32 protein-coding genes and 1 riboswitch are annotated in these 25,984 nt (G+C 26.0%); of the genes, 17 read left to right on the top strand and 15 right to left on the bottom strand.

All coding sequences use genetic code 11. The features are described from left to right. Window positions 1-276 precede the first annotated feature (276 nt). Window positions 277-1,554 (bottom strand): amidohydrolase family protein, encoded by a 1,278-nt coding sequence (locus IR151_RS03585; protein WP_227433141.1) that lies wholly within the window; start codon window positions 1,552-1,554, stop codon window positions 277-279. A gap of 155 nt (window positions 1,555-1,709) precedes the next feature. Between IR151_RS03585 and IR151_RS03590 the strand changes: the two genes are divergently transcribed. Beyond that, the gene (locus IR151_RS03590; RefSeq protein ID WP_227433145.1) at window positions 1,710-1,907 is read left to right on the top strand and encodes a hypothetical protein; all 198 of its coding nucleotides are present in this window, start codon (window positions 1,710-1,712) and stop codon (window positions 1,905-1,907) included. Window positions 1,908-2,168: 261 nt separating this feature from the next. On the opposite strand, the gene IR151_RS03595 is transcribed toward IR151_RS03590, so the two are convergent. Continuing rightward, window positions 2,169-2,507: a TIGR04076 family protein gene (locus IR151_RS03595; protein WP_227433146.1), complete on the bottom strand. Its 339-nt coding sequence runs from the start codon at window positions 2,505-2,507 to the stop codon at window positions 2,169-2,171. 139 nt (window positions 2,508-2,646) lie between these two features. On the opposite strand from IR151_RS03595, the gene IR151_RS03600 reads away from it, so the two are divergent. Further along, window positions 2,647-2,988 carry a winged helix-turn-helix transcriptional regulator gene (locus IR151_RS03600; protein WP_227433313.1) on the top strand — a complete coding sequence of 114 codons (342 nt, stop codon included), beginning with the start codon at window positions 2,647-2,649 and terminating at the stop codon, window positions 2,986-2,988. Between the two features lie 632 nt (window positions 2,989-3,620). Here IR151_RS03600 and IR151_RS03605 read toward each other — a convergent pair. Together IR151_RS03605 and IR151_RS03610 are read right to left on the bottom strand one after the other, a co-directional pair. Continuing rightward, window positions 3,621-3,797, bottom strand: a complete 177-nt coding sequence (locus tag IR151_RS03605) for a hypothetical protein (protein ID WP_227433148.1) — start codon at window positions 3,795-3,797, stop codon at window positions 3,621-3,623. Window positions 3,798-4,546: 749 nt separating this feature from the next. Continuing rightward, window positions 4,547-4,795, bottom strand: a complete 249-nt coding sequence (locus IR151_RS03610) for a hypothetical protein (RefSeq protein WP_227433149.1) — start codon at window positions 4,793-4,795, stop codon at window positions 4,547-4,549. Between the two features lie 220 nt (window positions 4,796-5,015). Here IR151_RS03610 and IR151_RS03615 point away from each other — a divergent pair, with 220 nt between their 5' ends. From IR151_RS03615 to IR151_RS03645, 7 genes are all read left to right on the top strand, one after another. Continuing rightward, on the top strand, window positions 5,016-6,038 hold the full coding sequence (locus IR151_RS03615) for a hypothetical protein (RefSeq protein WP_227433150.1): 1,023 nt from the start codon (window positions 5,016-5,018) through the stop codon (window positions 6,036-6,038). Between the two features lie 13 nt (window positions 6,039-6,051). Further along, complete coding sequence (locus IR151_RS03620; protein ID WP_227433152.1) at window positions 6,052-6,939, top strand: ABC transporter ATP-binding protein; 888 nt, start codon at window positions 6,052-6,054, stop codon at window positions 6,937-6,939. Between the two features lie 5 nt (window positions 6,940-6,944). Continuing rightward, window positions 6,945-7,718, top strand: coding sequence for an ABC transporter permease (locus IR151_RS03625; RefSeq protein WP_227433154.1), 774 nt, complete (start codon window positions 6,945-6,947; stop codon window positions 7,716-7,718). 118 nt (window positions 7,719-7,836) lie between these two features. Then, window positions 7,837-8,559 carry a response regulator transcription factor gene (locus IR151_RS03630; protein WP_227433156.1) on the top strand — a complete coding sequence of 241 codons (723 nt, stop codon included), beginning with the start codon at window positions 7,837-7,839 and terminating at the stop codon, window positions 8,557-8,559. A gap of 3 nt (window positions 8,560-8,562) precedes the next feature. After that, the gene (locus tag IR151_RS03635) at window positions 8,563-9,966 is read left to right on the top strand and encodes a sensor histidine kinase (RefSeq protein WP_227433158.1); all 1,404 of its coding nucleotides are present in this window, start codon (window positions 8,563-8,565) and stop codon (window positions 9,964-9,966) included. 10 nt (window positions 9,967-9,976) lie between these two features. Beyond that, window positions 9,977-10,798, top strand: coding sequence for a TraX family protein (locus IR151_RS03640; RefSeq protein WP_227433159.1), 822 nt, complete (start codon window positions 9,977-9,979; stop codon window positions 10,796-10,798). A 183-nt stretch (window positions 10,799-10,981) separates the two neighbouring features. Next, a complete protein-coding gene (locus IR151_RS03645; protein WP_227433160.1) occupies window positions 10,982-11,398 on the top strand; it encodes a hypothetical protein in 417 nt (138 codons plus the stop codon). A 149-nt stretch (window positions 11,399-11,547) separates the two neighbouring features. On the opposite strand, the gene IR151_RS03650 is transcribed toward IR151_RS03645, so the two are convergent. Next, window positions 11,548-12,168 (bottom strand): flavodoxin family protein, encoded by a 621-nt coding sequence (locus IR151_RS03650; RefSeq protein ID WP_227433161.1) that lies wholly within the window; start codon window positions 12,166-12,168, stop codon window positions 11,548-11,550. Between the two features lie 371 nt (window positions 12,169-12,539). Here IR151_RS03650 and IR151_RS03655 point away from each other — a divergent pair, with 371 nt between their 5' ends. After that, a complete protein-coding gene (locus IR151_RS03655) occupies window positions 12,540-12,872 on the top strand; it encodes a winged helix-turn-helix transcriptional regulator (protein ID WP_227433162.1) in 333 nt (110 codons plus the stop codon). Window positions 12,873-13,005: 133 nt separating this feature from the next. Here the strand turns inward: IR151_RS03655 and pcp are convergent, their stop codons facing one another. From pcp to IR151_RS03690, 7 genes are all read right to left on the bottom strand, one after another. Continuing rightward, window positions 13,006-13,647, bottom strand: a complete 642-nt coding sequence (pcp, locus tag IR151_RS03660; RefSeq protein WP_227433163.1) for a pyroglutamyl-peptidase I — start codon at window positions 13,645-13,647, stop codon at window positions 13,006-13,008. Window positions 13,648-13,667: 20 nt separating this feature from the next. Next, window positions 13,668-14,600, bottom strand: coding sequence for a DUF979 domain-containing protein (locus IR151_RS03665; protein WP_227433164.1), 933 nt, complete (start codon window positions 14,598-14,600; stop codon window positions 13,668-13,670). A 21-nt stretch (window positions 14,601-14,621) separates the two neighbouring features. Further along, the gene (locus tag IR151_RS03670; protein WP_227433165.1) at window positions 14,622-15,287 is read right to left on the bottom strand and encodes a DUF969 domain-containing protein; all 666 of its coding nucleotides are present in this window, start codon (window positions 15,285-15,287) and stop codon (window positions 14,622-14,624) included. A 191-nt stretch (window positions 15,288-15,478) separates the two neighbouring features. Next, a complete protein-coding gene (locus IR151_RS03675; protein ID WP_227433166.1) occupies window positions 15,479-16,078 on the bottom strand; it encodes a GNAT family N-acetyltransferase in 600 nt (199 codons plus the stop codon). 226 nt (window positions 16,079-16,304) lie between these two features. Continuing rightward, window positions 16,305-16,781 (bottom strand): flavodoxin domain-containing protein, encoded by a 477-nt coding sequence (locus IR151_RS03680; protein ID WP_227433167.1) that lies wholly within the window; start codon window positions 16,779-16,781, stop codon window positions 16,305-16,307. A 3-nt stretch (window positions 16,782-16,784) separates the two neighbouring features. Further along, window positions 16,785-17,198, bottom strand: coding sequence for an FMN-binding protein (locus tag IR151_RS03685; RefSeq protein WP_227433168.1), 414 nt, complete (start codon window positions 17,196-17,198; stop codon window positions 16,785-16,787). Continuing rightward, window positions 17,173-17,802 (bottom strand): TetR/AcrR family transcriptional regulator, encoded by a 630-nt coding sequence (locus tag IR151_RS03690; RefSeq protein WP_227433169.1) that lies wholly within the window; start codon window positions 17,800-17,802, stop codon window positions 17,173-17,175. The genes IR151_RS03685 and IR151_RS03690 overlap by 26 nt, the downstream gene beginning before the upstream one ends. Window positions 17,803-18,857: 1,055 nt before the next feature. Between IR151_RS03690 and IR151_RS03695 the strand changes: the two genes are divergently transcribed. Beyond that, window positions 18,858-19,685, top strand: a complete 828-nt coding sequence (locus tag IR151_RS03695; protein WP_227433170.1) for an N-acetylmuramoyl-L-alanine amidase — start codon at window positions 18,858-18,860, stop codon at window positions 19,683-19,685. 81 nt (window positions 19,686-19,766) lie between these two features. Here the strand turns inward: IR151_RS03695 and IR151_RS03700 are convergent, their stop codons facing one another. The 3 genes from IR151_RS03700 to IR151_RS03710 all read right to left on the bottom strand — a co-directional run bounded on the left by IR151_RS03700 (window position 19,767) and on the right by IR151_RS03710 (window position 20,837). Further along, a complete protein-coding gene (locus IR151_RS03700) occupies window positions 19,767-19,949 on the bottom strand; it encodes a hypothetical protein (RefSeq protein ID WP_227433171.1) in 183 nt (60 codons plus the stop codon). Between the two features lie 328 nt (window positions 19,950-20,277). Then, entirely contained in the window at window positions 20,278-20,478 is a 201-nt protein-coding gene (locus IR151_RS03705) for a helix-turn-helix transcriptional regulator (RefSeq protein WP_227433172.1), read from the bottom strand. Between the two features lie 2 nt (window positions 20,479-20,480). Further along, on the bottom strand, window positions 20,481-20,837 hold the full coding sequence (locus IR151_RS03710) for a DUF3796 domain-containing protein (RefSeq protein ID WP_227433173.1): 357 nt from the start codon (window positions 20,835-20,837) through the stop codon (window positions 20,481-20,483). 360 nt (window positions 20,838-21,197) lie between these two features. Further along, a riboswitch (PreQ1 riboswitch) is annotated at window positions 21,198-21,241 on the top strand. A 101-nt stretch (window positions 21,242-21,342) separates the two neighbouring features. Between IR151_RS03710 and IR151_RS03715 the strand changes: the two genes are divergently transcribed. From IR151_RS03715 to IR151_RS03740, 6 genes are all read left to right on the top strand, one after another. After that, on the top strand, window positions 21,343-22,311 hold the full coding sequence (locus IR151_RS03715) for a nucleoside hydrolase (RefSeq protein ID WP_227433174.1): 969 nt from the start codon (window positions 21,343-21,345) through the stop codon (window positions 22,309-22,311). 1 nt (window position 22,312) lies between these two features. Continuing rightward, on the top strand, window positions 22,313-22,876 hold the full coding sequence (locus IR151_RS03720) for an ECF transporter S component (protein ID WP_227433175.1): 564 nt from the start codon (window positions 22,313-22,315) through the stop codon (window positions 22,874-22,876). 8 nt (window positions 22,877-22,884) lie between these two features. Next, the gene (locus IR151_RS03725; RefSeq protein ID WP_227433176.1) at window positions 22,885-23,574 is read left to right on the top strand and encodes a radical SAM protein; all 690 of its coding nucleotides are present in this window, start codon (window positions 22,885-22,887) and stop codon (window positions 23,572-23,574) included. A 162-nt stretch (window positions 23,575-23,736) separates the two neighbouring features. Beyond that, window positions 23,737-24,465, top strand: a complete 729-nt coding sequence (locus tag IR151_RS03730) for a DNA alkylation repair protein (protein ID WP_227433177.1) — start codon at window positions 23,737-23,739, stop codon at window positions 24,463-24,465. A gap of 13 nt (window positions 24,466-24,478) precedes the next feature. Beyond that, window positions 24,479-25,117 carry a DNA-binding protein gene (locus IR151_RS03735; protein WP_227433178.1) on the top strand — a complete coding sequence of 213 codons (639 nt, stop codon included), beginning with the start codon at window positions 24,479-24,481 and terminating at the stop codon, window positions 25,115-25,117. A gap of 25 nt (window positions 25,118-25,142) precedes the next feature. After that, entirely contained in the window at window positions 25,143-25,982 is an 840-nt protein-coding gene (locus tag IR151_RS03740) for a hypothetical protein (RefSeq protein ID WP_227433179.1), read from the top strand. The last annotated feature ends 2 nt before the right edge of the window (window positions 25,983-25,984 follow it).

A 25,984-nucleotide genomic window follows, 5' to 3' on the forward strand; every position in this document is an offset into this window, starting at 1 on the left:
TTACAAAGAGTAATTTAGTTAAACTTCATAAAAATTGTAGCATTCTTATTTAAGGACTAAGAGTAATGTGTACAAATTAAAGTTTAGAAAGAAAACTGACTATGAAAAAACACAATATAATTATTAAAATTAAATACAACTAGAAATAAATCAAAGATAATCTAAAAGAGTATGTTTTAATCTATGATTTCATGGATTTTAGTACATACTCTTTTTATTGAGTATATGAATATTGAGTATATGAATTAAGTAAGGTATGTACAATAAAATTTTTTATTATAATTCTACAGAAGGTTCCTCAATTAATTTTCCACATACATATCTATGAATAATATTTCTGTCATCACCAACATAGATAAATCTTTCAAGTCTTTCAAGTATAGAGTAACTGTCATGATTTAAATCTGAATCATCAATAATTAATGCATCAAAATCATAATTTTCTTCAAAGCTACCAACTTTTCCAAAAAAACTTCCTCCACTTTTAGTTGCAATATAAAAAGCCTCAGATAACGATAGGAAATTACATTTCTTATTAGAATTTACCCAGTATAATTTAGATAGCTGGATTGCAGATACTATTGCTTTAAATATTGACAATGTATGACCACCACTTATATCTGAACCAAGAGCTAGTTTAATATTATTATCAAGTAATTTTCTAATAGGCATGGCTCCACTACCAACATTAAAATTAGAAGCAGGACAATGAACAGCCATAACCTCATTTTCTTTCATTAAATCTATTTCTTCTTGAGAGCAGTGAATACAATGAGCCATTAATGTAGGTGTTTGACCAAATAAATTGTATCTATTGTAGGCATCTCCGTAAAATTTAGATTCAGGTTCTAAACTTTTAACCCATTCAATTTCATCATGGTTTTCAGATAAATGTGATTGTATAGGAACATTATACTTTAAACATAAATCTCCTAATTCCCTTAAGAGATTACTTGTACAACTAGGTATAAATCTAGGAGTTATAATTGGTTTTACAATAGAATTTATGTCACTGTATTTGTTTATTATTTCTTCTGTATCGTTGATAGAATCCTCAGTATTTTCTAGTAGAGTGTCAGGACAATTCATGTTCATATTTACTTTACCAACATATGCTCCAAGACCAGCTTCTTTAAAAATATCCATAAGTTTCATAGATGCTTCTTTATGTACTGTTGCAAATACAGCTATTCTAGTAGTACCTGATTTCCATACTTCTTTTACAAATTTTTTATACATCTTTGTAGCATATTCTATATCTATATACTTTGATTCTTCTGGGAATGTATAAGTTTCAAGCCATGGTATAAGTTCCTTGTCCATAGCCATGCCTAAATTTCTAAACTGAGGTGCATGGCAATGAAGGTCGTTCATACCAGGTATTATAAGTTTATCAGTATAGTCTATGATTTCTGAGTTTTTATATTCTTTAGGTATATCTTTAAAGACACCTTTTACTTTGCCTTTGTTTAGTATAATGTAGCTATTTTCAAATACTGTGAAAGTATCTGAAGTCTTTGTAAAAATTATATTTCCTTTTATTGCTTTTAACATATAGCTCTCCTTAGTTTTAAATTTGTTAGCTTTAATATATAAGTAAATATATAGGGTTTATTAATTAAAATTTTACCCTATGTATTATATCAAATCTGAGTTATAAATACTATTAAATAATAATAAATATTATTGAATTTGAGAGGATGAAAATAATGAAACAATACGAATGTATTGGTAAAGGAAATACATCTAAAATTTATGATTATGGAGAGAATAAAATAATAAAATTATATAAAAGTGAAATTTCAAAGGATTCTTACATTAGGGAATTTTGTATTACAAAAAATATATTAGGAATTAATAAGATTATAATATATGACAAAATGAACAAGATTTATCATATATTATAATCATGTTAGAGACATCTATTGGTAGGAGTATTCTCTTTATAAGTGGATTAAAAAAATATTAGGTACATTACTTAACAGTTTTTAAAATCGATTTAAATGAATCTTTTTTATGACATAAATTGTACAATATACAATTTCCTTTTATTGTATTTCATTAATTTAATTTTAGTACTATATTTCACTATAAGCATTAAATTTTAAGGAATAAATTGGAATAATGCATTTAAAATATGATTAGTAAAATTAGTTTAAGACTATTATCTATCTTATGGGTTTATATTCCATTTTAGATTCTTCATCAGTTCTCTCAATTTTAAAAATGACAGGACGAATTCCATCATTACAGGAGCATATAGCCACTCCTTCTTTATCTATCCAATCTCCATAGTAAAATTTTTCACTACCATGAGACAAAGCAAATACATATTGATACATTGCTTTCCATGCTTCGTCACATAATTTTTCAGGTTTAGCAAAATCTCCAAAAAATACTTCTCCTACTTTATGCATAGGGCATTTTCCAATACCTTTACATCCATACTCATCTGCTAAATCTTTATGGAATGTTGTTTTTATTACTTCTATTTTACATTTTTTCATGAAAGTCATCTCCTCATAATTTGTAACTTTTATTTATATAAGTATATGTGCTATCTTATATTTAAACAAGTATTTACTTTTAAGTAAGGTACTAACATTTAGGATAGTATCTTTATTATAGGATGGTGATTAAATGAGTATGAAAAACTATAATACATCTGATTTAACTAATATAACTTCTACACCATTTGGATATACTCTTTCAATTATTGGAGGAAAATGGAAGATGATTATAATGTTTTGGTTAGTCGAGTATGATGTATTACGTTATGGAGAACTTAAAAGATGTATTGGTTCAATAACTGATAAGATTCTCAATAATCAGTTAAAAGAATTGGAACGAGATGGTATTATCATACGCAAAGAATATCCTCAAATTCCTCCTAAAGTTGAATATTCACTTTCCAAAAGGGGATTGTCATTAATGCCTATTTTAGAAGAAATGTGTAAATGGGGTGAAAATAATAAACTCAATTTATAAAATAAAAGCCCAGTAAAGATTTTGCTGGGCTTTTATTTTATAAATTAGAAATGCTAAAGTTAATTTACAGGTATATAATTTTCTGTGATTAATACTTTGAAAATCACTAATTAAAATCTTTATTAGTGATATTTTTTAATATAAATTAAATAAAAAAATAAAAAATATATCTAAATAAAATGATTATTTTTCTTGAATTTTTTATATAAATATGGAAATTTGTCTAGTTATACATTTTTATTGACCAGTTACGCAATTGATATTGAATATTCTAAATATTGATGTTACTTTATATATGATTTAAGTACAATAGGGGGATATTTTATAAATATGATTTGCGTTATAGATAGATAAAATTTGGAGTAGTAAAAACTTAGATTCATATTTGATGAAATTGTAGAATATGTGTATAGAATGATTCTTGTGTTTCAAGAGAATATAAAGGATGTAATTTGTATAGTTGTTTTATTTTATAGTATATACTTTTAAATTATATAGTGAAAAAGTAAAGATGTACTCCCAATACATCTTTACTTTAAAATAAGTTATAGTTACTTGAAAAGTATAAAAAATTATATAGTTATTTAAGGTAGAAAATCTAAAAAGGTTTTTCTAGAAAATGAAACTTAATTTTAATTATATCTACTTACTAACAATAAAACTTGATATAAACAAGATTCAACTACAGTTTCTCCATATTCTGATATAAAATCATCTAATTGTGTATCTATAAAATTACAATAATCATATGAACTACTTATATAAGCAGTCAATATATGTGTACATCTGTCTATTTCTCCAATAAACATATTATCCATCCCCCTAAAAACTTTAGTAAAAATAAAAAAATTATATATGTGCTAATTTGCTAACATAACTTACAAAGCATTTTTTAGTACTTATCACTATAACTTTATTACTAAATTTTTCTAGTTTTACCAATTTAGCTTTTATTCTACAAGTTAATAATACTAGAATATGATTTATTATTCAACATGCTTGTTTTAGATTAAAAAATATTATAAAATTATATTTATTTTTTGAAGAATAAACTCTGACAATAAACTGATAAGGTTTACATGAATAGATTGAATTAAAGGTTTATATATTTGAATTAATTAGATTCAAAGTAGAGGATAAACTAAAAAAGTATTCAGGATATATTATTAAAATGAATGTAAGAATAAATAAAGTGAAATGCTAGAATATTAAAATTAACAATAATATAAAAAATAAAATTTATTGTTAGTAAGAACTTTAAGATAGATATTTTAAAACGGATATAAAAACTAATTGATTTACTTATAGATATTTAAAAGATATAAAGAGCTTGTAGATAACTCTTTATATCTTTTTTGTTATGATAAAAAATTTTAAGAGACAACAAAAAAGATAAGAGCATATCTATAACACATATATATGTTCTTTTATAAAAATAAATAAAACAATGCAATTAAATTTGGTTAAACTATATTATTTATATGTAATATCTTGATTATTAATAATAAAGTTTTTATATTAAAAAATTCCTTTTAAATATAAAATGCAATTTAAGTCACTATTTGATAATTTTTCCGCAATATGGGCAATAAGTACTATTCTTTACAAGTTCCATTCTTGAATCTAAATAATGATTACAATTTGGGCAACGATAAAATTTCCAATCAATAAAAATACCAACAAGTACAAAAATAATTGATACTATATAATTTTCTATAAAAAAGATAAATGCTGCTCCAATAATAAACATAGCCATAGATGTTAAGAAGATTATTTTTAATTTTGTATAAATATCTATACTTTTCATACAATCACCAACTTATCTTAGATTTAATCCTATTAATAAAAGTATAGCAAGTTTATTATAAAAAATGTAAACTAAAAAATTACAATAAAAATAAGTAGCGAATAAAACTAAACACATAATTTAAGTTTTATTTAAGGTTAGAATTATATTGATATAAGATTTAAGTTTTATTATGTATATAAATAAAAATCAATTAAAAAGACTTAGGAGGAAATGTATATTGATAAGTTGGGAAATAAAGAAATTGATTAAATCTAAGAGCATGTTGATATCTTTAGGGATATTAATATTCATATTATTAATCAGTATATTTGTTAAACCTGTTTTAGAAACAGAAGATTATTATATTGATGAGAAAAAAGGTCATATAGAATATACAAGTAATAGAACAGATATAGCTAATGATAAATTTCAAAAAAAACTTGATATTTTAAAACAACTTTCAAATCAAACATATAGTGATAAATTTTCTAAAAAGATTAAATCCATGTCAAAAGAAAAACTTGATAATCTAAATGTTGATGAATATAAAAATGTTGACTTTTGGAAGGTATTTAATTATAGAGCCACAAATTCACTTATAAATATAGGGATGTTGATTGTCATAATCATAACTGTATCAAATCTTTATACAGATGAAGTAACTTCTTCAGTAAAAGATATTATACTATCATCAAAAGAGAAGGAAAAGGCATTAAAATCTAAAATAGTTATTGCTATATTTATACCATTAGTAATTTATTTTGTTTATTTAATCTGGATATTTATTATGACCTGCATACAACAAGGATTACCGATTAATGGTGACTTAGAATCGTTTAGGATAGTAGACAATATAGCTACATTAAAAGCAAATTCAAATATAACCAATTATGTAATATCAAATATAGCTATAGATATTTTAATGTTTGAAGGATGGGCAATGATAGCTATGTTAGGTTCTTTTATTAGCAAATCTTCAATATCATCAGTAGGTTTTCTTATTTTAAGTATAGCTGTAGCTAAAGTGATGTCAGTAGTTCACATATTACCTAAAGGATTGCTTTCGATTATTTCAACGGTAAATTACTATGATTTAATATTTGGATTTAATAAAATAATAGGAAATTATTTAGGTGATATTAGAATATTTAAAATGAATATAGATATTGTCAATCTATCAATAGGACTTTTAGTAGTAATATTTTTAGGTATAATGACTTTGTGTTTCTCAGTAATAAAGTCAAAGTATATAAATAGATAAAAGGGGAATTAAAATGAATAAATTAGAAGTTAAAAATATTTCAAAGATATATGGAAAAAAAGTAGTAAATGATAAAATTACAGTTACATTAGAAAATGGAGTTTATGGTCTTTTAGGACCAAATGGAGCAGGAAAATCCACTCTAATGAAACAAATAACCACACTAATAAAACCTGAGAGTGGGCAAATATTTTACAATGGTAAGGATATATTTAATATGGATGATGATTATAGAAATATTTTAGGATATTTACCACAAGAATTTGGAGTATATAAAAACTTTACAGCTAGACAATTTTTACAATATATAGGAGCGTTGAAAGGTCTAAAAGGCAGAAATTTAAATTGTAGGATAGATGAATTGTTAGAGTTAGTAGGTCTTTACGATGTCAGAAATAAGGTTATAGGAAAATTCTCTGGAGGTATGAAAAGAAGAGTTGGCATAGCACAAGTTTTATTAAACAATCCTAAAATAATAGTACTTGATGAACCAACAGCAGGACTTGACCCACAAGAAAGAGCGAGGTTTAGAAATCTAATAGCAAAAATATCAAGGGATAAGATAATAATTCTTTCTACTCATATAATTTCAGATATAGAATCAGTTGCAAAAGAAACAATAATGATTAAAAATGGTAAACTTCTTATGAAAGGAACACATAAAGAAATATTAAATCATATGCAAGATAAAGTTTATAATATTCAAGTTGAAGATGAGTGTGATATTGATGAGATTCAATCTAAATATAAAGTTATAAGTATTCAAAGTGATGTTAATTCAATAGTAATTAGAGTTGTGTCAGAAAATACTCCAACTGAAGCTAATGTACAACTAGTTCAAGCAAAATTTGAGGATGTATATATGCTTTACTTTGATTTAGAAGATGCAAAGGAGATATAACAGATATGATAAATTTAGTTAAAGCAGAAATAATAAAAGCCTTAAAATTAAAAAGTGTTTGGATGCTTTGGATATTTTTACTATTATTTGGGTTTGTATTGATTAGAAAATTTAATGTTTTTGACACATATTCAGATATATTTTATAAGATAGAGGGTTCTATACCTTTAATAGGGTTGATAATGTTTATAATAACTTCTGGAAACTATACAAAAGAATATGATTCTAATATGACAAGTCTAATAAATACAACTAAAAATGGGAAAAAGTCAGTAGTAGTATCAAAAATAATAGCTAATGGATTGACTTTGTCCATGATTAACATTTCTTTTGTATTATTGGTTGGGATTAGAGGATTTAGTTTTTTTGAATTTAAAAATTTGAATGAACCAATTAAGAACTTATGGTATTTTAGTAATAGTAATTTAAATCTTACCATAATACAAATGTACTTGATTGTTATAGTATCAGTCATTTTTGGTTCTTTCATATTTGCACAAATAGGACTAGCACTTTCTTCAATATTTAAATCAGCTGTAATGCCTTTCATATTAGGAGGCTTAATTATGGCTGTTCCATACTTTATTACAGGCTTTATACCAGATAATGCTATAAAATTTGTTTCTATTACTCCAAACTGGATTATGATGAGTCAACAAATTGTTAAGTATAATGTACCAAATACTTTAATAGGTTTATCTATATTAATCTCAATCATATTGATAATAATATTAACTAAAATAACATATAAAAATTTTACATCAAGTAAAAGGTTTTAATTAAAAATAAAAAAGAACAATGATTTTGTTTATATATTGACTTGATTTAAAATAATATAAATGAAGCTTAGAGAAGATATATGTTAATATATAGATAAATTATCATAGGAGGTTATTTATGGAAAATAGCATTTTAGTAATAGATGATGAGGTAGAAATTTTAAAACTCTTAGAAACTGTATTTAAGAAAGAAGGTCTTAACAATGTGTATACTGCAAAAACAAGAAAGGAAGGATTGGAAGTATTTAAAAAATATAATCCCAACTTAATCATTCTGGACATTATGTTGCCAGATGGTGAAGGGTACGATATTTGTAAAGAAATAAGAAAAAACTCTAATGTGCCAATCATATTTTTATCAGCTAAGACGGAAGAGTTAGATAAATTACTTGGACTAGCAATTGGAGGTGATGACTATGTTACAAAGCCTTTTAGTCCTAAAGAGGTCGCTTTTAGGGCAAAAGCTCATCTAAGAAGACTAAATTATTTTAATGAAGAACAAAATGAAAGCATAAACTCAGATAATAAAGAAAAGATTATATCATTTGGTCCATATAAATTAAATGAAAGTAGAGCAGAACTCATAAAAGATGGTAAGTCTATTGCATTATCTGCAAAAGAATTAAAAATATTGTCTTTATTTGCACACAATCAAAATCAAATTATAAGTAAAGAAAAGTTATGGGATAAAGTATGGGGTGAAGATTATATTGGATTTGATAATACTATAATGGTTCATATTAGAAAGATTAGAGAAAAATTAGAAGATAATCCTTCAAAGCCAGAATATATCCTTACGATAAAAGGACTTGGATATAAATTAGCAGTAAAGGAAGATTAGAATATGAAGTGGAAGATTACTAGAAACTTTATGTTTACAATCGTATTTGTAGTTATATCAGTGGTTATTATAAATATTGCGTCTATTTTATATGTGATTTCGACTAATAATTTTTTTAATGTTGTAGGTTCTAAAAACAGTCCTGAAGAGTTTGCTCGTTCTTTTGAAAAAGATCTATATGAAAAAAATGGAGAGTTCAAGTTATCAAAAGCTGGCATTGACAAATTAAAAAAATCACATTCTTGGGTACAAGTTTTAAATGACTCAGGAGAAGAATTGTATGGAGTAAATGTGCCAACGAATACTCCAAAAAAATATACTCCTTTTCAAATGGTTAATAACTACAAATATATAGAAACAGAGTATACTAATTTTGTTTTAGAAAAATATTTAGGCAACAAACATCTAAATATAATAATAGGTATGCCTAGTAGAGATGTATCGAGAATAATTTTAACTTATTCTCAAGATAATGCTAAAGCAATTTTAAATAAAATTATCACTTTGACATTGGTAATTGATGGGATGGTAGCTTTAAGCATAGGATACTTATTTAGTAGAAAACTTACAAAGCCAATATCCAATGTAATATGGAGTATTGAAACTATGGCTAACGGAAATTATAGTTTATATCTTAAAAACAGGGGAATATATGAAGAAGTTTTTGAAAATATCAATATGTTGGCTGATACATTGAGGGTAAACGAAGCAGAGAGAAAAGAAAATGAAGAGATGCGAGAGGAATGGTTAGCTAATATAACACATGATATAAATACACCACTGGCTTCTATACAAGGATATGCAGAGATAATCAATGATAAAGATTATGAATTTGTGGAAGAGGAATTACGAGAATATACAGAGATTATATACAATAAGTCCAAGTATATAAAAAATTTGGTTGATGATTTAAATTTATCAACTCGATTAAAAAATAATAGCTTAGTTTTGAACAAGAAGAAAATAAATTTAGTTAGTTTGGTTAGAAATATAATAATAGATATTCTAAATGACAATAGATATAAAAATAGAAATATTGAGTTTGTAAGTTATGAAGATTTAATTGAAGTATATGTAGATTCAATTTTATTTAGAAGAGCTATAACAAATCTTATATTTAATTCAATAGTGCATAATAAAGAAGAAACTCTGATAAAAATAGAAATAGTAAAAAAAGATACTATAGAAATTATAATAAAAGATAGTGGAGTAGGAATAAGTAAAAATGATTTAAAGCATATTTTTGAAAAATATTATAGAGGTACTAATACAGGTGAATTACATAAAGGCTCTGGTCTTGGAATGGCTATTTCTAAAGAGATAATAGAGATTCATAAAGGTAGTATTTATGTGAATAGTGAAATAGGAATAGGAACAGAAGTCGTCATAAAAATAAATCAGAAGTAGGAGATATGATATGGATTTTCTTAAAAAAGGTTTCAATGGATTTACTATTAAAATATTAGCACTGGTATTTATGACATTTGACCATATAGCAGCTTTTATGCCACAAACAATGCATATACCAGTTTGGTTTCATTGGTTAGGTAGAATATCAGCACCATTGTTTACGTTTATGGTAGTAGAAGGGTTTTGTCATACAAGCAACAAAAAAAAGTATATTGCTAGATTATATGTAGGGGCTATCATTATGGCAATAGGGAATCAAATAATTAATACTGCTTTCCAAAATCCAGAAGGTTCAATTATTATGAATAATATTTTTGCAACATTATTTTTGGTAGTAATTTATTTACAGGCTATAGAATTTATAAAGAAATTTAGAACAGAAAAAGAAAAAAAGTATCTTGTGAGAGGGCTTTTGATGATAAGTGTTCCTATAATTTTAGGAATCGTTATATTAACTTTACTTTTTAGCTCAGCGGATAAAGTACTTATGTTTATTATGATTTTTGTACCAGTACCATTTTTGGTAGAAGGGGGACCAATTTTGATTGCACTGGGGATTATTTTTTATTTATGTAGAGGAAAGAAGTTTAGTTTAAGTATTTGTTATTTTTTGATGTGTATATTTATATTTGTAGCCATAGCAGGAGGAGATTATAGCTTGAAAAAATCTCTTCTAGAAAATTACCAATGGATGATGATTGCGTCACTTCCTTTTATGTTGCTTTATAATGGAGAAAAAGGTAAGAGTATGAAATATTTGTTTTATTTATACTATCCAATACATATATATATATTGTATATTTTAGGAGTGTATTTGATAAAAATCTAAGAATATAGAAGACATTGATAAGTATGGTTATTAATAACTTTCTATATTTCATACAAATGTCTATGGTCAATATATTCTACTTATTAATGACTGGCATGTTAAATAATTATGGAGTTGCTGTCTCAGCAGTATCTGGAATTGGATTGAAGATAAATACTTTTGCAGGGATGCTATGTTGGGCAGTTGGTCAAGCTGTCATTATTAAGCTTGGTTGTAACATTTATTTCCATTGTTTTTGTACAAATATTTGCAGAACCAATAGTTGTATTTTGGGGGTCTAAAAATCAAGCAGTTATTAGAGAGGGAATTGTGTATCTTAGAATTTATTGTTTAATTAACAGTTTGATTTATGCAGTAATGCATATTTATGATTCATTTGTAACTGGTATAGGTTTTACTAGTCTAGCTATGTTTAATGCATTGTTAGATTCTGTAGTTATTAGACTATCCCTTAGTTATACACTAGGAACTATTTTAGAATATGGATTTATAGGCGTTTATTTTGCTCAATCTTTATCACCAATACTCCCAGCTATTATTGGGTTAATCTATTTTTATAAAAGAAAATGGAAGGGTATAACTGAGCATGTCAGAAATTAATCGTTTTAAACAGATTAAATAATAAAATAGTGGTTTTGATATAAATAGAATCAAAACCACTATTTAGGTATTATACTGCTTTCTATGCGCTATTCCATTTATTAAGTATCACTTTAATTTTAAATTAACCATTAATAAAACCAAATTATTTATTGTATAAAATTAGTCATAATTTTTTCTTCATATTGAGGGTCTTTGACTCCTGTTTTTTGCCCAGCTGAAATACACTTAAGAAGCCATGCCATGTTTTCACCTAAAGTTCTCATAGTTTGTAAGCCCTCTTTATCTTTCATAACATCCTCTGGGGTAAAACCATGAACCTGATTCCAGTATTGTGATGATACAATAGGCATATTACTGATTGAGAAATATTTATTCAGTTGGTCAAATGTTGCAGTTGCTCCACCACGTCGACATGATACAACTGATGCACCAAGTTTCTTTGCCATTTTACTTCCAGCTGAAAAAAATAAGCGGTCAAGAAATGAAGTTAGTTGTCCACTTGCACCGGAAAAATATACAGGTGAACCAACAATAATACCATCAATATTATCTAGTTCTTTCGCTAACTCATTGACCTTATCATTCCAAGTACATTTGCCGGTTTGAAAGCATGATGAGCAAGCAATACAACCTGGTATTGGTTTTTTACCTAAATATAATATTTCGGTTTCAATGTCGTGCTTATTTAATGTTTTAGCAACTTCATTTAATGCTGTATAAGTACACCCGTATTGGTTTGGGCTACCATTTATTAATAAAACTTTCATTAGAAATTCCTCCAGTAAAATTTATTTAATCGATATTCAAGGGTATTTGCTTTTTCTAAAATAGGTTTTCTATGAATCTATAAGTACAGGTATATTCCATTTGTTCTTAGATTTACATTTAAAACACCTCCTATTACTAAATTTATCAGTGATATGAAACTACATTATGTTAGAAGTTTTTTATAACTTGAATTAAAGAGTAAATAAATTAAAATTTGACAATATGCTAAAGTACTAGTATTAAGTAGAATTTATATGTATTATAGCAAATTGACTTTTAATTGTTCTTACACTATAATTTTATTATAAATTAGCTAAAAGACAAGTACGCACATTTTTGTTCAATACTAACCTAAAGGAGAGTGTAGCACATGGATATGGATTGTATCTCACAAGCAGATTTAAGTGAAACAGGGTTTAGTTATACACTTTCACTGATTAATGGAAAATACAAGATGGTAATTCTCTATTGCCTTGCTGAATTTAAAGTTGTTAGATATAATGAACTAAAACGTTATATAAAGACTATTTCTTATAAGACTCTGAGTTTATCTTTAAAGGAATTAGAAGCAGATGATTTGATTATTCGTACTGAATATCCTCAAATACCACCTAAAGTAGAATACAGTTTATCAAAGAGAGGGAAGTCTTTGATTAAGATTTTAGATGCAATGTGTGAGTGGGGAGAACAGAATAGAATTTAATTTTACATTTGAAGATTGTACATATTGTAAAAGACTGTAGGTAAATTTGAATTTAAACAAATATACTTACAGTCTATATTTAAAAAAATGTCTATTTTCATTTATAATTTAAAAAATTTATTTTAGATATTTTTTATGAAATTTCACCACCAATTTCTTTTATATCATCTTTGTAGATTACACAAGCTTCTATGGCTAATTCCAAACCTTTAACTATTTCTTCTAAAGACATAAATGGTGTATTCTTTTTATCTATTATTTGAGAAGTCATGTATGGTATGTGTATGAAGCCTCCTTTTATATTAGGATATTTTTTATCTATCATGTAAAGAATTCCATACATTACATGATTGCAAACAAATGTACCTGCAGTATTTGAAACACTAGCTGGAATTTTATTTTCATTCATATGTTTTACCATAGCTTTTACAGGTAATTTTGAAAAATATGCAGGTTGACCATCTTCTTTTATAACCGTGTCTATAACCTGATTTCCTTCATTATCTTTTATTCTAAAATCATCTACATTTATAGCAACTCTCTCAGGTGTAATATCAAATCTACCTCCTGCTTGTCCGACTGATATTACTATATCAGGGTTGTGTTTTTGAATAGCTTTATCTATTGCTTCAACAGATTTTGTCATAACTGTTGGTATAGTTATTTTTATAATTTCTGAGCCATTTATATTATCTTTGACCCTTTCGACAGCTTCTTGAGCGGGATTAATTGGTTCTCCACCAAATGGGTCAAACCCTGTTAATAAAACTTTCATTATTTTACCTCCTATTTATATCAAAATCCTAAAAAATACATTACTAATATGTGTGCTACAATTAATATTAAAGCAACTGGTGCTTGATACTTTATAACAACATAATCATTTTTACATTCAAGTAAAGCTGCTGGAACTATATTAAAATTGGCTGCCATTGGAGTAAGTAGAGTTCCACAATATCCTGCTGTTAATGCTAATGCTCCAATTATAGCAGGATTTCCACCTTGAGACAATACAAAAGGAATTCCAATTCCTGCCGTTATGACTGAAAATGCAGCAAATGCATTTCCCATTATCATAGTAAATATAACCATACCCAATACATAAGCTATAACGCCAAATAATCTATTGTCAGTAGGAACTACTCCTGATATCATACCTGAGATAACTTCGCCAACTCCAGCTTGAGTAAACAAAGCACCTAATGCAACCAAAAGTTGTGGTAGCATGCTAGCTGGTCCCATTTGTTGCAATAATCTTGAACCATCATGAACTGAGGTAGATGATTTTGATTTGGTTATTATAAGAGCAGATATTAGTGCAATTATTGAACCTACACCTATTGCAAACTGTGAAGAATTATCGAAATTAGAAAGACTCATAGCTACAATTACTGCTGCAAAAGCTAATATTAATGATGGTATGAATATTTTATTTTTAAGTTTGTCTGCCTGTTCTTTCCCAAAATTTTCATTTGGCTCTTCGTATTTTGCAAATATGACTTGTTTAGTAAGTGTTAATAAACTAGATAATATTAGTATGATTCCTATTATATTAGCTGGAATTAATCTTCCAAATATAAATGGTAGTGATATTAGTATCCAAAATAATGATGTACCGTATTTTTTATTATTGTCTATTGTAGTAAAAGACCTGTATGCTATGACAATCATTAAAAGCCCCATTAATGCATAAAAAATTTCTAATGATATGTTTATAAAATTTTGCACTTTTATACCTCCTAAATAGATCTATCTCTTATGACTTTTATTTAATTTTTTATCATATAGAGTAAATTGGATTGTGGCAGCTATAAATGCTATTACGGCCATAATGATATTAGCTTTTACAATCTCAATTCCAGTTACATTATATCCAAATTGAGTAAGAGTAGATGCTATAAGTAAAACTCCACTGCTACCTGCAAATAAGTTTTGACCATAGAAGTTACCATAGTTTTCTGATGCAGCAGATAATGCTTTTATAGCTTCTTCGTCTGATTCTTTTAATTCATCACTATTGCTTAATCCAGCAGCTTGTGCCATGGGGTTAACAAGTGGTCTTACAAATTGAGGATGTCCACTCATTCTTATTGATAAGGCTCCAGCTATTTGTCTAGCAAACATATATATACTCAGTACTTTTCCTGTTGTGAGTCTTTGTAATTTTTCTATTAGAGAAACTGCTCTTTGTTTTAATCCATATCTTTCTAAAACACCAATTACAGGTAATGTTAGTATAAACAATGACACACCTCTATTTGAGACAAAAGAATCTCCTAGAGTTGTAAAGATTTGGTTAAAATCTAATCCTGCTACAAGTCCTGTTGCTATTCCTGCTAATAATACAGTAAATAATGTATCAATTTTAAGTATAAATCCAATCACAACTATTAATATACCAATCAGTTTTATCATCAATTATTCTCCTTCCATTTTTTCTATTTTGATTTAATTTTACTAAATAAATAAATTTAAACTCTTTTTATAGTATTTACGTTAATATGACTATTATTATAAAATTTAATAAAAAATAAGAAAGTAACTTTAAAATACTTATTTTAAAGTCACTTTCTTATTTTTATTTTGGTTTATTTAAAGTTTTTATTTTAAAGTAATTTGACAAGAAGACTGCTTTTTTTTAAAATAGTGTCGATTTCTTTCGTATCAATTTGTTTGATTGTTTTTATGTAGTCTGGTTTTATAGGATGAGTACCTATGTATTTTTCAAATAACATAACATCATGCCAACTACCAAACTTATATCCTGTATTATGATAAATTCCACATGGTTTGAAACCAAAGTGTTGGTGAAGTCTTTCGCTTTTAATATTAGGTGATGCAATGCTAACATATAAGTTTTGAATATTTTGTAATTTTAATATATCTATTATTGAATTATAAAGAGCTATGCCTATTTTACAACTTACAAACCTTTCATCAATATAAATTGATAATCCAGCATTCCATTGATAAGCAGTTCTTTCATTATGTTCATGAGCATAAGTATATCCAACAATTTTTTCATCAATTAAACATACTAGATATGGATATTTTGAACAAATTGTTTTTATTCTATTTTTAAAATCACTAATATTTGGTATATCATATTCAAAAGTAATTGCTGTATTAGTGATATATGGTGTATATATTTCTAATATTTCTTCAGCATCTGTTTCCTTTGCTAGTCTGATTTTAACTTTTCCCATAAGTATCATCTCCAATGTAGTAAATATAATAGTTTTTGTTTTATAATGTTCAAGTTTAAATGTGAAAACATATTGTATACTTTATTATATTTTATATCAAAAGTTATATAAGGGAAAGTTATGTAACTTTTGATATAAAAATATATGGTAAAACATTCCATGACTTTTGAGCTCTTTGCCATAAAGTAGGGGTAGATGGGGTTGTTAACGAAGAGTATAGCTTATTTTAGTCATTAAAATTTCTTAAAAAATTATCTATATTATCCTGTGATATTTTCAAACCATTGTAATCATTTTTTGTAACTGACTTCATAATCAATTTATCAAAAAATTTCATTTTCTCTAATCTAGCTTCACCACCAAATACACTTATTGATTTTGCACTCTTTAATAATGATGATGGGAAATTACTTGATAGATATTTATCCGTCTGTTCAGAGAATGCGCAACAAAGAAAAATTCCAACTTTCTTTTGGTTTAATGACTCTATATTATCATTACAGAATGTACGAATTTCTTTTGAAACTGAACCCACATATATTGAACTTCCAATAATAACTGTATCAAATTTTGATAATTCAATTTTACTGTTTTTATCCTTAATATCAACAATAGTCACATTATTTGATAGTTTACTTTTTAATATATTTGCACAGTCTGTTGTACAACCATATTTACTTGAATATACAATAATAGTATCCATATTTTACTCTCCTTTTTGTAAAGCATTTTCTATAGCTTTTCGTATAGTATCACTGCTGTAAGTTGCAGAAGTTATAGCATCCACTTCTAAAGATTGTTGCTTAATAATATTATTTACAATCTTTTCAGCTGGTTTACCTAAAAGAGTGTCATGTTTCAATATATGAATATCTTTTATTACTCCATTGTTAACTTTGACAGATACAGTAGCTTTTACTAGACCATTATCAGCATTTCCAAGATAAGTACCATTTTTTATTTTAGTAGGATTTATATTTTGTACTACTAATTTTTCTGGTTTCAAATTAACTACAGCTACAATAATAATACATATAAATATAAAAAATAAAACTATTAATACTTTTAGAATTCTTAAAAATTTATTTTTCTTATTAAGATTTTTGATGTGAATGCTCATTGTAAATTCCTCCAAGTAAAATATCCACGAAATTGTCTATAAATTGTGGGAAGTTATGTAAAGAATACAAGTGATTTTCAACAGCACATAAAACAAAACCTAATAATGCACTTATAAGCATCCAAGAAGCATTATCTATGTTTGATTTAAATATTTTTTGCTTAATTCCAATAGCAAGAAGTTTATCAAACATCTCTATACCATTATTAGCAGGAGTACTAGCAGTATTTTGAGATGCAAATATAATATTCATTCCACTATACATTATGGCTTTTGTCATTTCTGGATTGCTAGAAAGAATTTTGATAAAAGTAAGCATAATTTCTCTGATTTGTTTATCTACTGAAAATGAGGAGTACTTATCCATAACAGTAATAGAATCATTTTCTATTTTATTATAAAGTTCATTAGCCATATCATTAATAATCTGTGCCTTATCTTTGTAGTAAAGATAAATAGTAGTTGGAGAATATTCTATTTTTGTAGCAATTTTTCTAATTGATAAATTTTCATATCCTTCTTGATTGATAATTTCAATGGCAGCATCCATAATTTTTTTCTTCATTTCTATTTTTTCCTTTTTACGTCTTTCTTTGACACTCATATAATCACCTCTTTAACTTAACAGTGTTAATTTAATTTACAATGTTATTGTATGTTTTATTTTTAAGTTTGTCAACAATCTAGATTTCTATACTTTCTATATTGGTACAGTACTTACACATTTTAATTGAATTACTATTAAATCAAATTAATTTGGTTTTGCAAAATAATTTAGGATACTAAAATTGATTAGAATCTTCTTATGTGATATTAAGAAGATACATTGGATTTATTATGTGCTGATTTGGATAATATTAAGATAAAAAAGATAGTATTTATCTAATGATTGATTCTTATATAAAATTGAAAAATGAAGGTTTATTACATGGTATCTGAATATTTCACATAATTATAAAAAACAAAAAAGAGTGCCATAGCACTCCTATTGTGAGAAATATATATGAAATTCATTTTTGCATTAATGCAAAATGTACATATAACAAAGTTTATTTTTTATATTTACTTTATATAATAGCATATTAGTATTAACTAAATATTTATCATAATTAGTAAAAAGAAAAGGGAGTGATTTTACACTCCAGTTGTCAAAAATCTAAAACTGTCATCGCAATATTCTCATTATAACATAATTTATGAGAATGTGTGAATATATTTAAGATTTTTAAAATATTTTTGATATAACTAAAGTTATACTAAAAAATGTAATCATTAGATATTAACATAAAAAAATTAAAACAGAGTATTTATAAAATATATAAATGATAAAAAAGTGTTATAGTTAAAAAAAGTATTATCAATTAATAATTTTACGAATTTTTAAATAAAAATAGACAATAGAGATTATATAGTAGAATCACATAAAAGTTTATCAAATCAGATGAAAATAAATGAAAATAAAAATGTTTTTGTCTAGTTATGCGTTTTAGATTACCACTTATGTATTATATATTGAATATTAAGAATATTTGTGATATTTTTATAAAAAATAAAATGATAATTATTTTTTTTATGAAGATGAATGATTTATATAAATTTAGATTTTCATTATTATGGGACATATACATGGATAAAATTTAATTAAAGGAGTAAAATGTTATGAAAATATGTATTACAGTAGGACACAGTATTCTAAAAAATGGTGCATGTACTTCTGCTGATGGATTAGTTAATGAATATCAGTATAACAAATTATTGGCACCAATATTAGCAGATATATTTAGGAAAAAAGGGCATACAGTAAGCGTAATAATATGCCCTGAAAAACAGTTTAGTTCTAAAAATGAGGAAAAGTCTTATAAAATACCTAAAGTTAATAATGGAGAATATGATTTACTTATAGAGTTACATTTAAATGCAAGTGATGGTCAAGGAAAAGGCTCAGAAGTGTTATATTATAGTAATAAAGGTTTAGAATATGCAACTAGAATATGTAATAAATTAGGTATGGTATTTAAAAATAGAGGAGCCAAATTAGATAAAGGATTGTATATTCTAAATAGTTCAAAACCTACTGCTATATTAATAGAAAGTTTTTTTTGTGACAATAAAGAGGATTATGAGAAAGCAGAAAAACTTGGATATGAGGGTGTGGCTAAGTTAATCGTAGAAGGCGTATTAAATAATAATATAAATGGTGGAGATATCAAGCAGATTAAACATACAATAGTTTATAGTGGAGATGATAGAGTTTCAGCAGAAATAATAGGGTTATATTATAAAAGAAAAGATGAAAGCTGTTTAGTAACAGATATAAAAGATTATAAGCCATATAAAACAGAAAATTTGTATGTTATTGGCGGAGGTGCTTGTAGCAAGATGGAAGAAATGAGTAAGAGCACAGGAGAAAAATTTACACAAATATATGATAGTGATGTGTGGTCAACAATGGATAAAGTAAGAGCATTTATAAAAGAAAAAGCGTAATTTAAAATATTTATTAAATTAAATATTTAGATAAGAAGAATTTATATAAAATTCTTCTTATTCTTTTTGATGAATTAAATTTTATGCCAAACCACATTCACATAATAAAATCATAATTCTATGAAGACAAGACTCTACAATATCTTCTCCATATCTTTTAATAAAATCATCAATCTGAGTTTCTATAAATGAATAGTATTCTTTTAAACTAACAATGTATGCAGTCATTATATGAACACATTCATCAATTTTGTCTTTAAACACAATACATCCCCCTAAAAAATAAAAATATTCAGTAAATAAAATAAATTATTTTATTTGAAAATATATATGTATAATACTTCGCTTTAATATATTTTACAAGTGTATATGCAAAACTGGATATTACAACTGTAAAACTGGTTGAATTATTATTCCTATCATAGTATCTAGTACTAATTTTTTAATATAAAAGCCACTAAAAAGAATATGAACAAACCAAATATATCCAAAAAAGCGTGTTGAAAGTTTTCTTTTCATATAATCACCAAATTGTATTAGTTTTAATCTATTTAAGAAAAGTAGAGCAAAAATTTTAAGAAGAGAATAGTTACTAATCCTTTATATATTCAAAAACTTCTTCTATACTTACATTGAATACGTTAGCAATGTCAAATGCTAATTTTAATGAAGGGTTATATTTTCCATTTTCAAGATTTCCTATAGTTTCTCTTCTTACTCCTACTAATGATGCCAGTTCATCTTGTTTCATATTATATTTTGCTCTATATTCTTTAGTTCTTGAACGAATCATAATTACTCTAGTCCTTTTCCTTCTTTATACTGTAAGTATGCAAAAACTGCAACAAAGCTAATCATTGATATAGAAAAACTTATTCCTAGACCATTTTCAATAGTAGAAATATTATCTGAGATGATGGATAAAACCATAGCTACTGATAGCGATGAAAGTGTAAAGAAAAATGCTGGCACAGCTGCTTTTCTCAGGTTTTCTCTAAATAATTCATCTGGCATAATATTAAAGTATCTAAAAAAAACAAAGAATGCACAAAAACTAATAGTTCGTATTTCACCAGCATATATTCCAGCTAGTCCTAAAAAACCTAAGAAACCTAAAAATCCTAGTTTATTTAATTCCCTAAAACTTTTCATTATTAACAACTCCTTTAGTAAATGTTATATATTTTTAACTTCTTGTTAAAAATATATAACATTTGATGCTTATTTGCAACATAAAAATTAAATTTAGTATAAATTTTATATGTAAATTTAATTAAAGGTATTAATTGTAATATTTATAATATTGTTGTATAATAGTAATCGGTTTAAACGTGCCACATTTTATTAAAGTTTGTTTATTATTTAAGCATGCTTTAATGAGACACATAAAAATATAATAAATTCTTTTAAACTACAAACAGTGTTTTTGTAGTTAGTAAATCAGGTGTTTGAAAGGTTTTAGTTGATTGACAGGTTATAATAAATGACTTAAAATCATAACTAAACTTAACATCTGTACTTGTTCGAGAACTCCAAGTATAAAAAACTAAGGAATTATATAGTGGCAGTATATAATTAATACCCTTAGACACACCTTTTTGAAAGTGGAAAAAAGATGTGTAGTTCTCCTCGACCACAAATCAAGGAGGATAGTAATATGGAAAAAAGAAAAGTAATAATTGATTGTGACCCAGGAATTGATGATTCTTTGGCAATCCTTTTGGCTTTAAACTCACCAGAGCTAGAAGTAATTGGAATTACCACATGTTGTGGTAACGTACCAGCAAATGTAGGTGCAGAAAATGCACTAAAAACACTTCAAATGTGTTCTTCACTAAATATTCCAGTATATATAGGAGAAGAAGCACCACTAAAAAGAACACTTGTAACAGCTCAAGATACACATGGAGAAGATGGTATAGGAGAAAATTTTTATCAAAAAGTGACAGAAGTTAAAGCAAAAAATGGAGCAGTAGATTTTATAATAAATACTTTACATAATCGTGAAAAAGTATCTATAATAGCACTTGCACCACTTACAAACATAGCTAAAGCACTTATGAAAGATAAAAAAGCCTTTGAAAATCTTGATGAATTTGTATCTATGGGAGGAGCTTTTAAAATTCATGGAAATTGTTCTCCAGTAGCAGAATTTAACTATTGGGTAGACCCACATGGAGCAGATTATGTTTACAAGAATTTATCTAAAAAAATTCACATGGTAGGTTTAGATGTAACTAGAAAAATTGTACTTACTCCTAATATTATTGAGTTTATAAATAGACTTGATGAAAAAATGGCAAAATATATAACTGAAATCACTAGATTTTATATTGATTTTCATTGGGAGCAAGAAGGAATAATAGGTTGTGTAATAAATGACCCTCTAGCAGTGGCATATTTTATAGACAGAAGTATATGTAAAGGATTTGAATCATATGTAGAAATTGTGGAAGATGGAATAGCTATGGGGCAATCCATAGTAGACTCATTTAATTTCTACAAAAAACATGCTAATGCGATTATTTTAAATGAGGTTGATGAAAAGAAATTTATGTATATGTTTTTAAAAAGACTTTTTAAAGGATATGAAAACATTATAGACTCTGTGGAAGGAGTGATATAGTGTGAAAAGAAAAATATGTGTCAAAACTATTACACTTATAGCTTTTGGGATTTCTATAAATATAGTAGGTGCGTTTATAGCTATGGGGCTGAGGCTACCTATATATTTAGATTCAATAGGAACTATAATGATAGCTTCACTTTTGGGGCCTAAATATGCTGTTATTACAGGTGTGTTTGGAAGTTTAATAAGTGGAGTTACATTTGATGTATATTCTCTTTATTTTGCACCAGTTCAGATATCAACAGGATTACTTGCTGGTATTGCTTTTAAAAAGAAATTCTTAACTGGTTTAAAAACTCCATTAGGAGTATTGTTGTTTGCCATACCAACATCTATAGTAAGCTCAGTAATTTCAGCTTTTTTGTTTGGCGGGGTGACATCATCGGGTTCTTCTTATATAGTTCAAATTTTAAAAGTACTAGGGCTTGGAGATGTATTTAGTGTGTTTATAACTCAAGTGTTCACAGATTATACAGATAAATTAATTGCTGTTGTTTTGGTAAATTTGGGATTAAATGCAGTTCCAAAGACTTTAAAAGTATCATTAACTGGAGAAAGATAGGAGAGAATATGGATAGATATAGTGAGATAATAAATAAAAATCAAAGAGAAATAGTTTTACTTAAAAGCTTTCCATGTATATGGGGAAGATGTTCTTTTTGTGATTATATAGATGATAATTCTAATTTGGAAGAAGAAATGAACAAAGTAAACTTTGAAGTTTTAAAAAATATAACTGGAAAATATGGAGTTCTTGAAGTCATAAATTCTGGTAGCTGTTTTGAAATACCTAAAGATACTTTAGAGAGAATAAAGAAGATTATAAAAGAAAAAAATATAAAAAAACTATTCTTAGAAAGTCATTGGTCCTACAAAAATAGACTAAAGGAAATGAGAGATTATTTTGAAATCCCTATAATATTTAAAATTGGGGTTGAAACATTTGATTATGATTTTAGAAATAATTTTTTAAATAAGAATGCAAGATTTAAAACTCCAGAAGATGTAAAAGAATATTTTGATTCGCCTTGTATTATGGTTGGAATCAAAGGACAGACTAAAGAAATGATAGATAATGACATGGATATTATTCTAAATACTTTTGAAAAAGCAACTGTGAATGTTTTTATAAACAATTCTTCTAAAATAAAAAGAGATGAAGAGTTGGTTAAATGGTTTATTAATAAGTATGAATTTTTAAATGAAAATCCAAATATAGAAGTTTTATACAATAATACAGACTTCGGTGTGGGAGATTAGTAAGATTTTCTAAAGAGATATTATGCTGTAGTAAAGCTTAATTTAATTTAAATTTTAAATTGAAAAATTTAGTACATTTTTGAAAAAGCTTCTGATATGTAGAAGCTTTTTTTTATATAATTTTATGTTACAATAAGAAAAAAGGAACTAAGGAGTAAATAAATGATGCTTAGTAGGGAAAAATGGGATAAATTGGAATATATCGAATTTTTAGAGTATATGAAATCTATGCAAGATGTTAAGTATAGAGATTTTAATAAGAAACTTATACCAGGAACAGAAAATATAATAGGTATTAGAATTCCTAATTTAAGAAAGTTGTCAAAAGAAATAAGTAAAGGCAACTGGAAAGAATTTTTAGAAGTAGCAGAAGATACTTATTATGAAGAAGTTATGTTACAGGGTATGGTGATTGGCAATATAAATAGTAATTTTGAAGAGATTTTATATTACATAAAAAAATTTGTACCTAAAATTAGTAATTGGGCAATTTGTGATGGATTTTGTTCTGGACTAAAATGTACAAGTAATTATAAAGAATACATGTATGATATATTAAAAAAATATGTTTGTTCAGAAAATCCGTGGGAGATTAGATTTGCATTAGTTATGTTTTTAATATATTATGTTGATGATGAACATATTAAAGATATTTTTGAATACTGTAACAATATACAAAGTGAAGAATATTATGTTAAAATGGGTATGGCATGGCTATTGTCAATTTGTTTTGTTAAGTATGAAGAAGAAACACTTCTTTATATAAAAAACAATAATTTAGATGATTTTACTTATAATAAAATGTTACAAAAAATAGTTGAATCAAACAGAGTAGATTTAGAAAAGAAGAATATAATAAGAAGTATGAAAAGAAAGACAAGAAGATATTGACGGAGGAGTATTAATGAATAATGAGGAAAGAATTGATAAATTTTTAGAATTTCAAAGTAAAGGAATCAAATTTACAGAGATAGCTCAAAATCTAAAAATTAGTCAAAGTACTTTAAGAACTTTTTTAAATAAAAAAGGATATAAGTCAGAAAAAGGTAAATACATATTAAAAGACGAATTAAAGAATAAAGAAGATTTGGATAAAGAAAAAACTAAGGAAGATAACACTAATAATGTAAAAAAGGTAAGCACCAAAAAGAAGAAATCTAATGAAAAGGTTTTAAATAAGAGTATTGAACAAATTGAGTTTAACGACACAGATTTAAAAAATATAAAATCAAGAAAAAATATTAAACCTAAAAAAGACAGAAAAATAAATATAACTCAAGAAGATTTAGATAAGCTTTGTGAAGTGTATGATTGGTATTTAGAAGTGAAGGATTATAATATAAAACCTAAAAAAATATCTAATAAAAAAGATGTACATATAGATAATGAATCTTTAAGTGAATTAAAAACAACAAGAGTACGTATAGATAAAGAAACTTGGAGTGACTTTGAAAGATTATGTAGCAACTCAAATTTTGAAAAACACCAAATACTTACACAAGCATTGAAGGAATTTATGAAAAAGTATAAAAATCTACTATAAAATACTACTATATGAGGTGCTTAATATGAATAAAATAGTAAAAAAATTAATTTTTTTAATGATTATATTAACAATATTTATTTTTACACTGACTGCATGTAAAAGGGAAGAAGAACAATCTGATTCAGTTGAGATTCAAGCAGAAGACAATAATGAAGTAACAATAGATAAGGACAATGCAAAAGTATTGAATATAGGAGCAACAGAGATTATAACTGTAGATGAAGGTGGAAAAATAGATACATCCACAAAGATAGAAAATAATTCAACATTTAATATATCGAATGTTGAACTAATATATAATGAATACGATGATAATAAAAAAATTACTTCATCTGATAGTAAATCTCTGTTAGATATGACTTTAATGCCTGGGAAAGTTGCTTATGTAGAATGTGGACATAAAACTTTTGCCAAAAGTGTAGAAGTCTATGCATATGAATATGAAGCAGAGGGTAAAATTGTATATGTTAATTTAAAAGAAAATACTATTGATATAAGAAACAATAAAATTAAGCTAGAAAATAGTAGTCAGTATGAAGTATTATCTACTTCAGAACTTAAAAAAGTAAATGAGTCAAAAGAGGGAATCACATATCAAATAAAAGTAAAGAATTCATCATCAAAAGACTTAGGAAATATTATCCTTAAGACGGCAGAAGTTAATGATAATGGGGAATACTTGACAGTAAGTCGTGTACCATCATACAAAGTTTTGAAGGCTTCAGAAGAAACAGATATAGATATAACATGTTCAACAAAAGCAAAGAATGTTGAAATAGTAGGATATACTTATGATGATATAAAAGAAAAAGCAAATGTAGATATTGATTTGAAATCTCATAAAGTCAAGATAGACAAGTAAAG

It is taken from the genome of Clostridioides sp. ES-S-0006-03, assembly GCF_020662275.1.
In the GTDB taxonomy this organism is placed as follows: domain Bacteria; phylum Bacillota; class Clostridia; order Peptostreptococcales; family Peptostreptococcaceae; genus Clostridioides.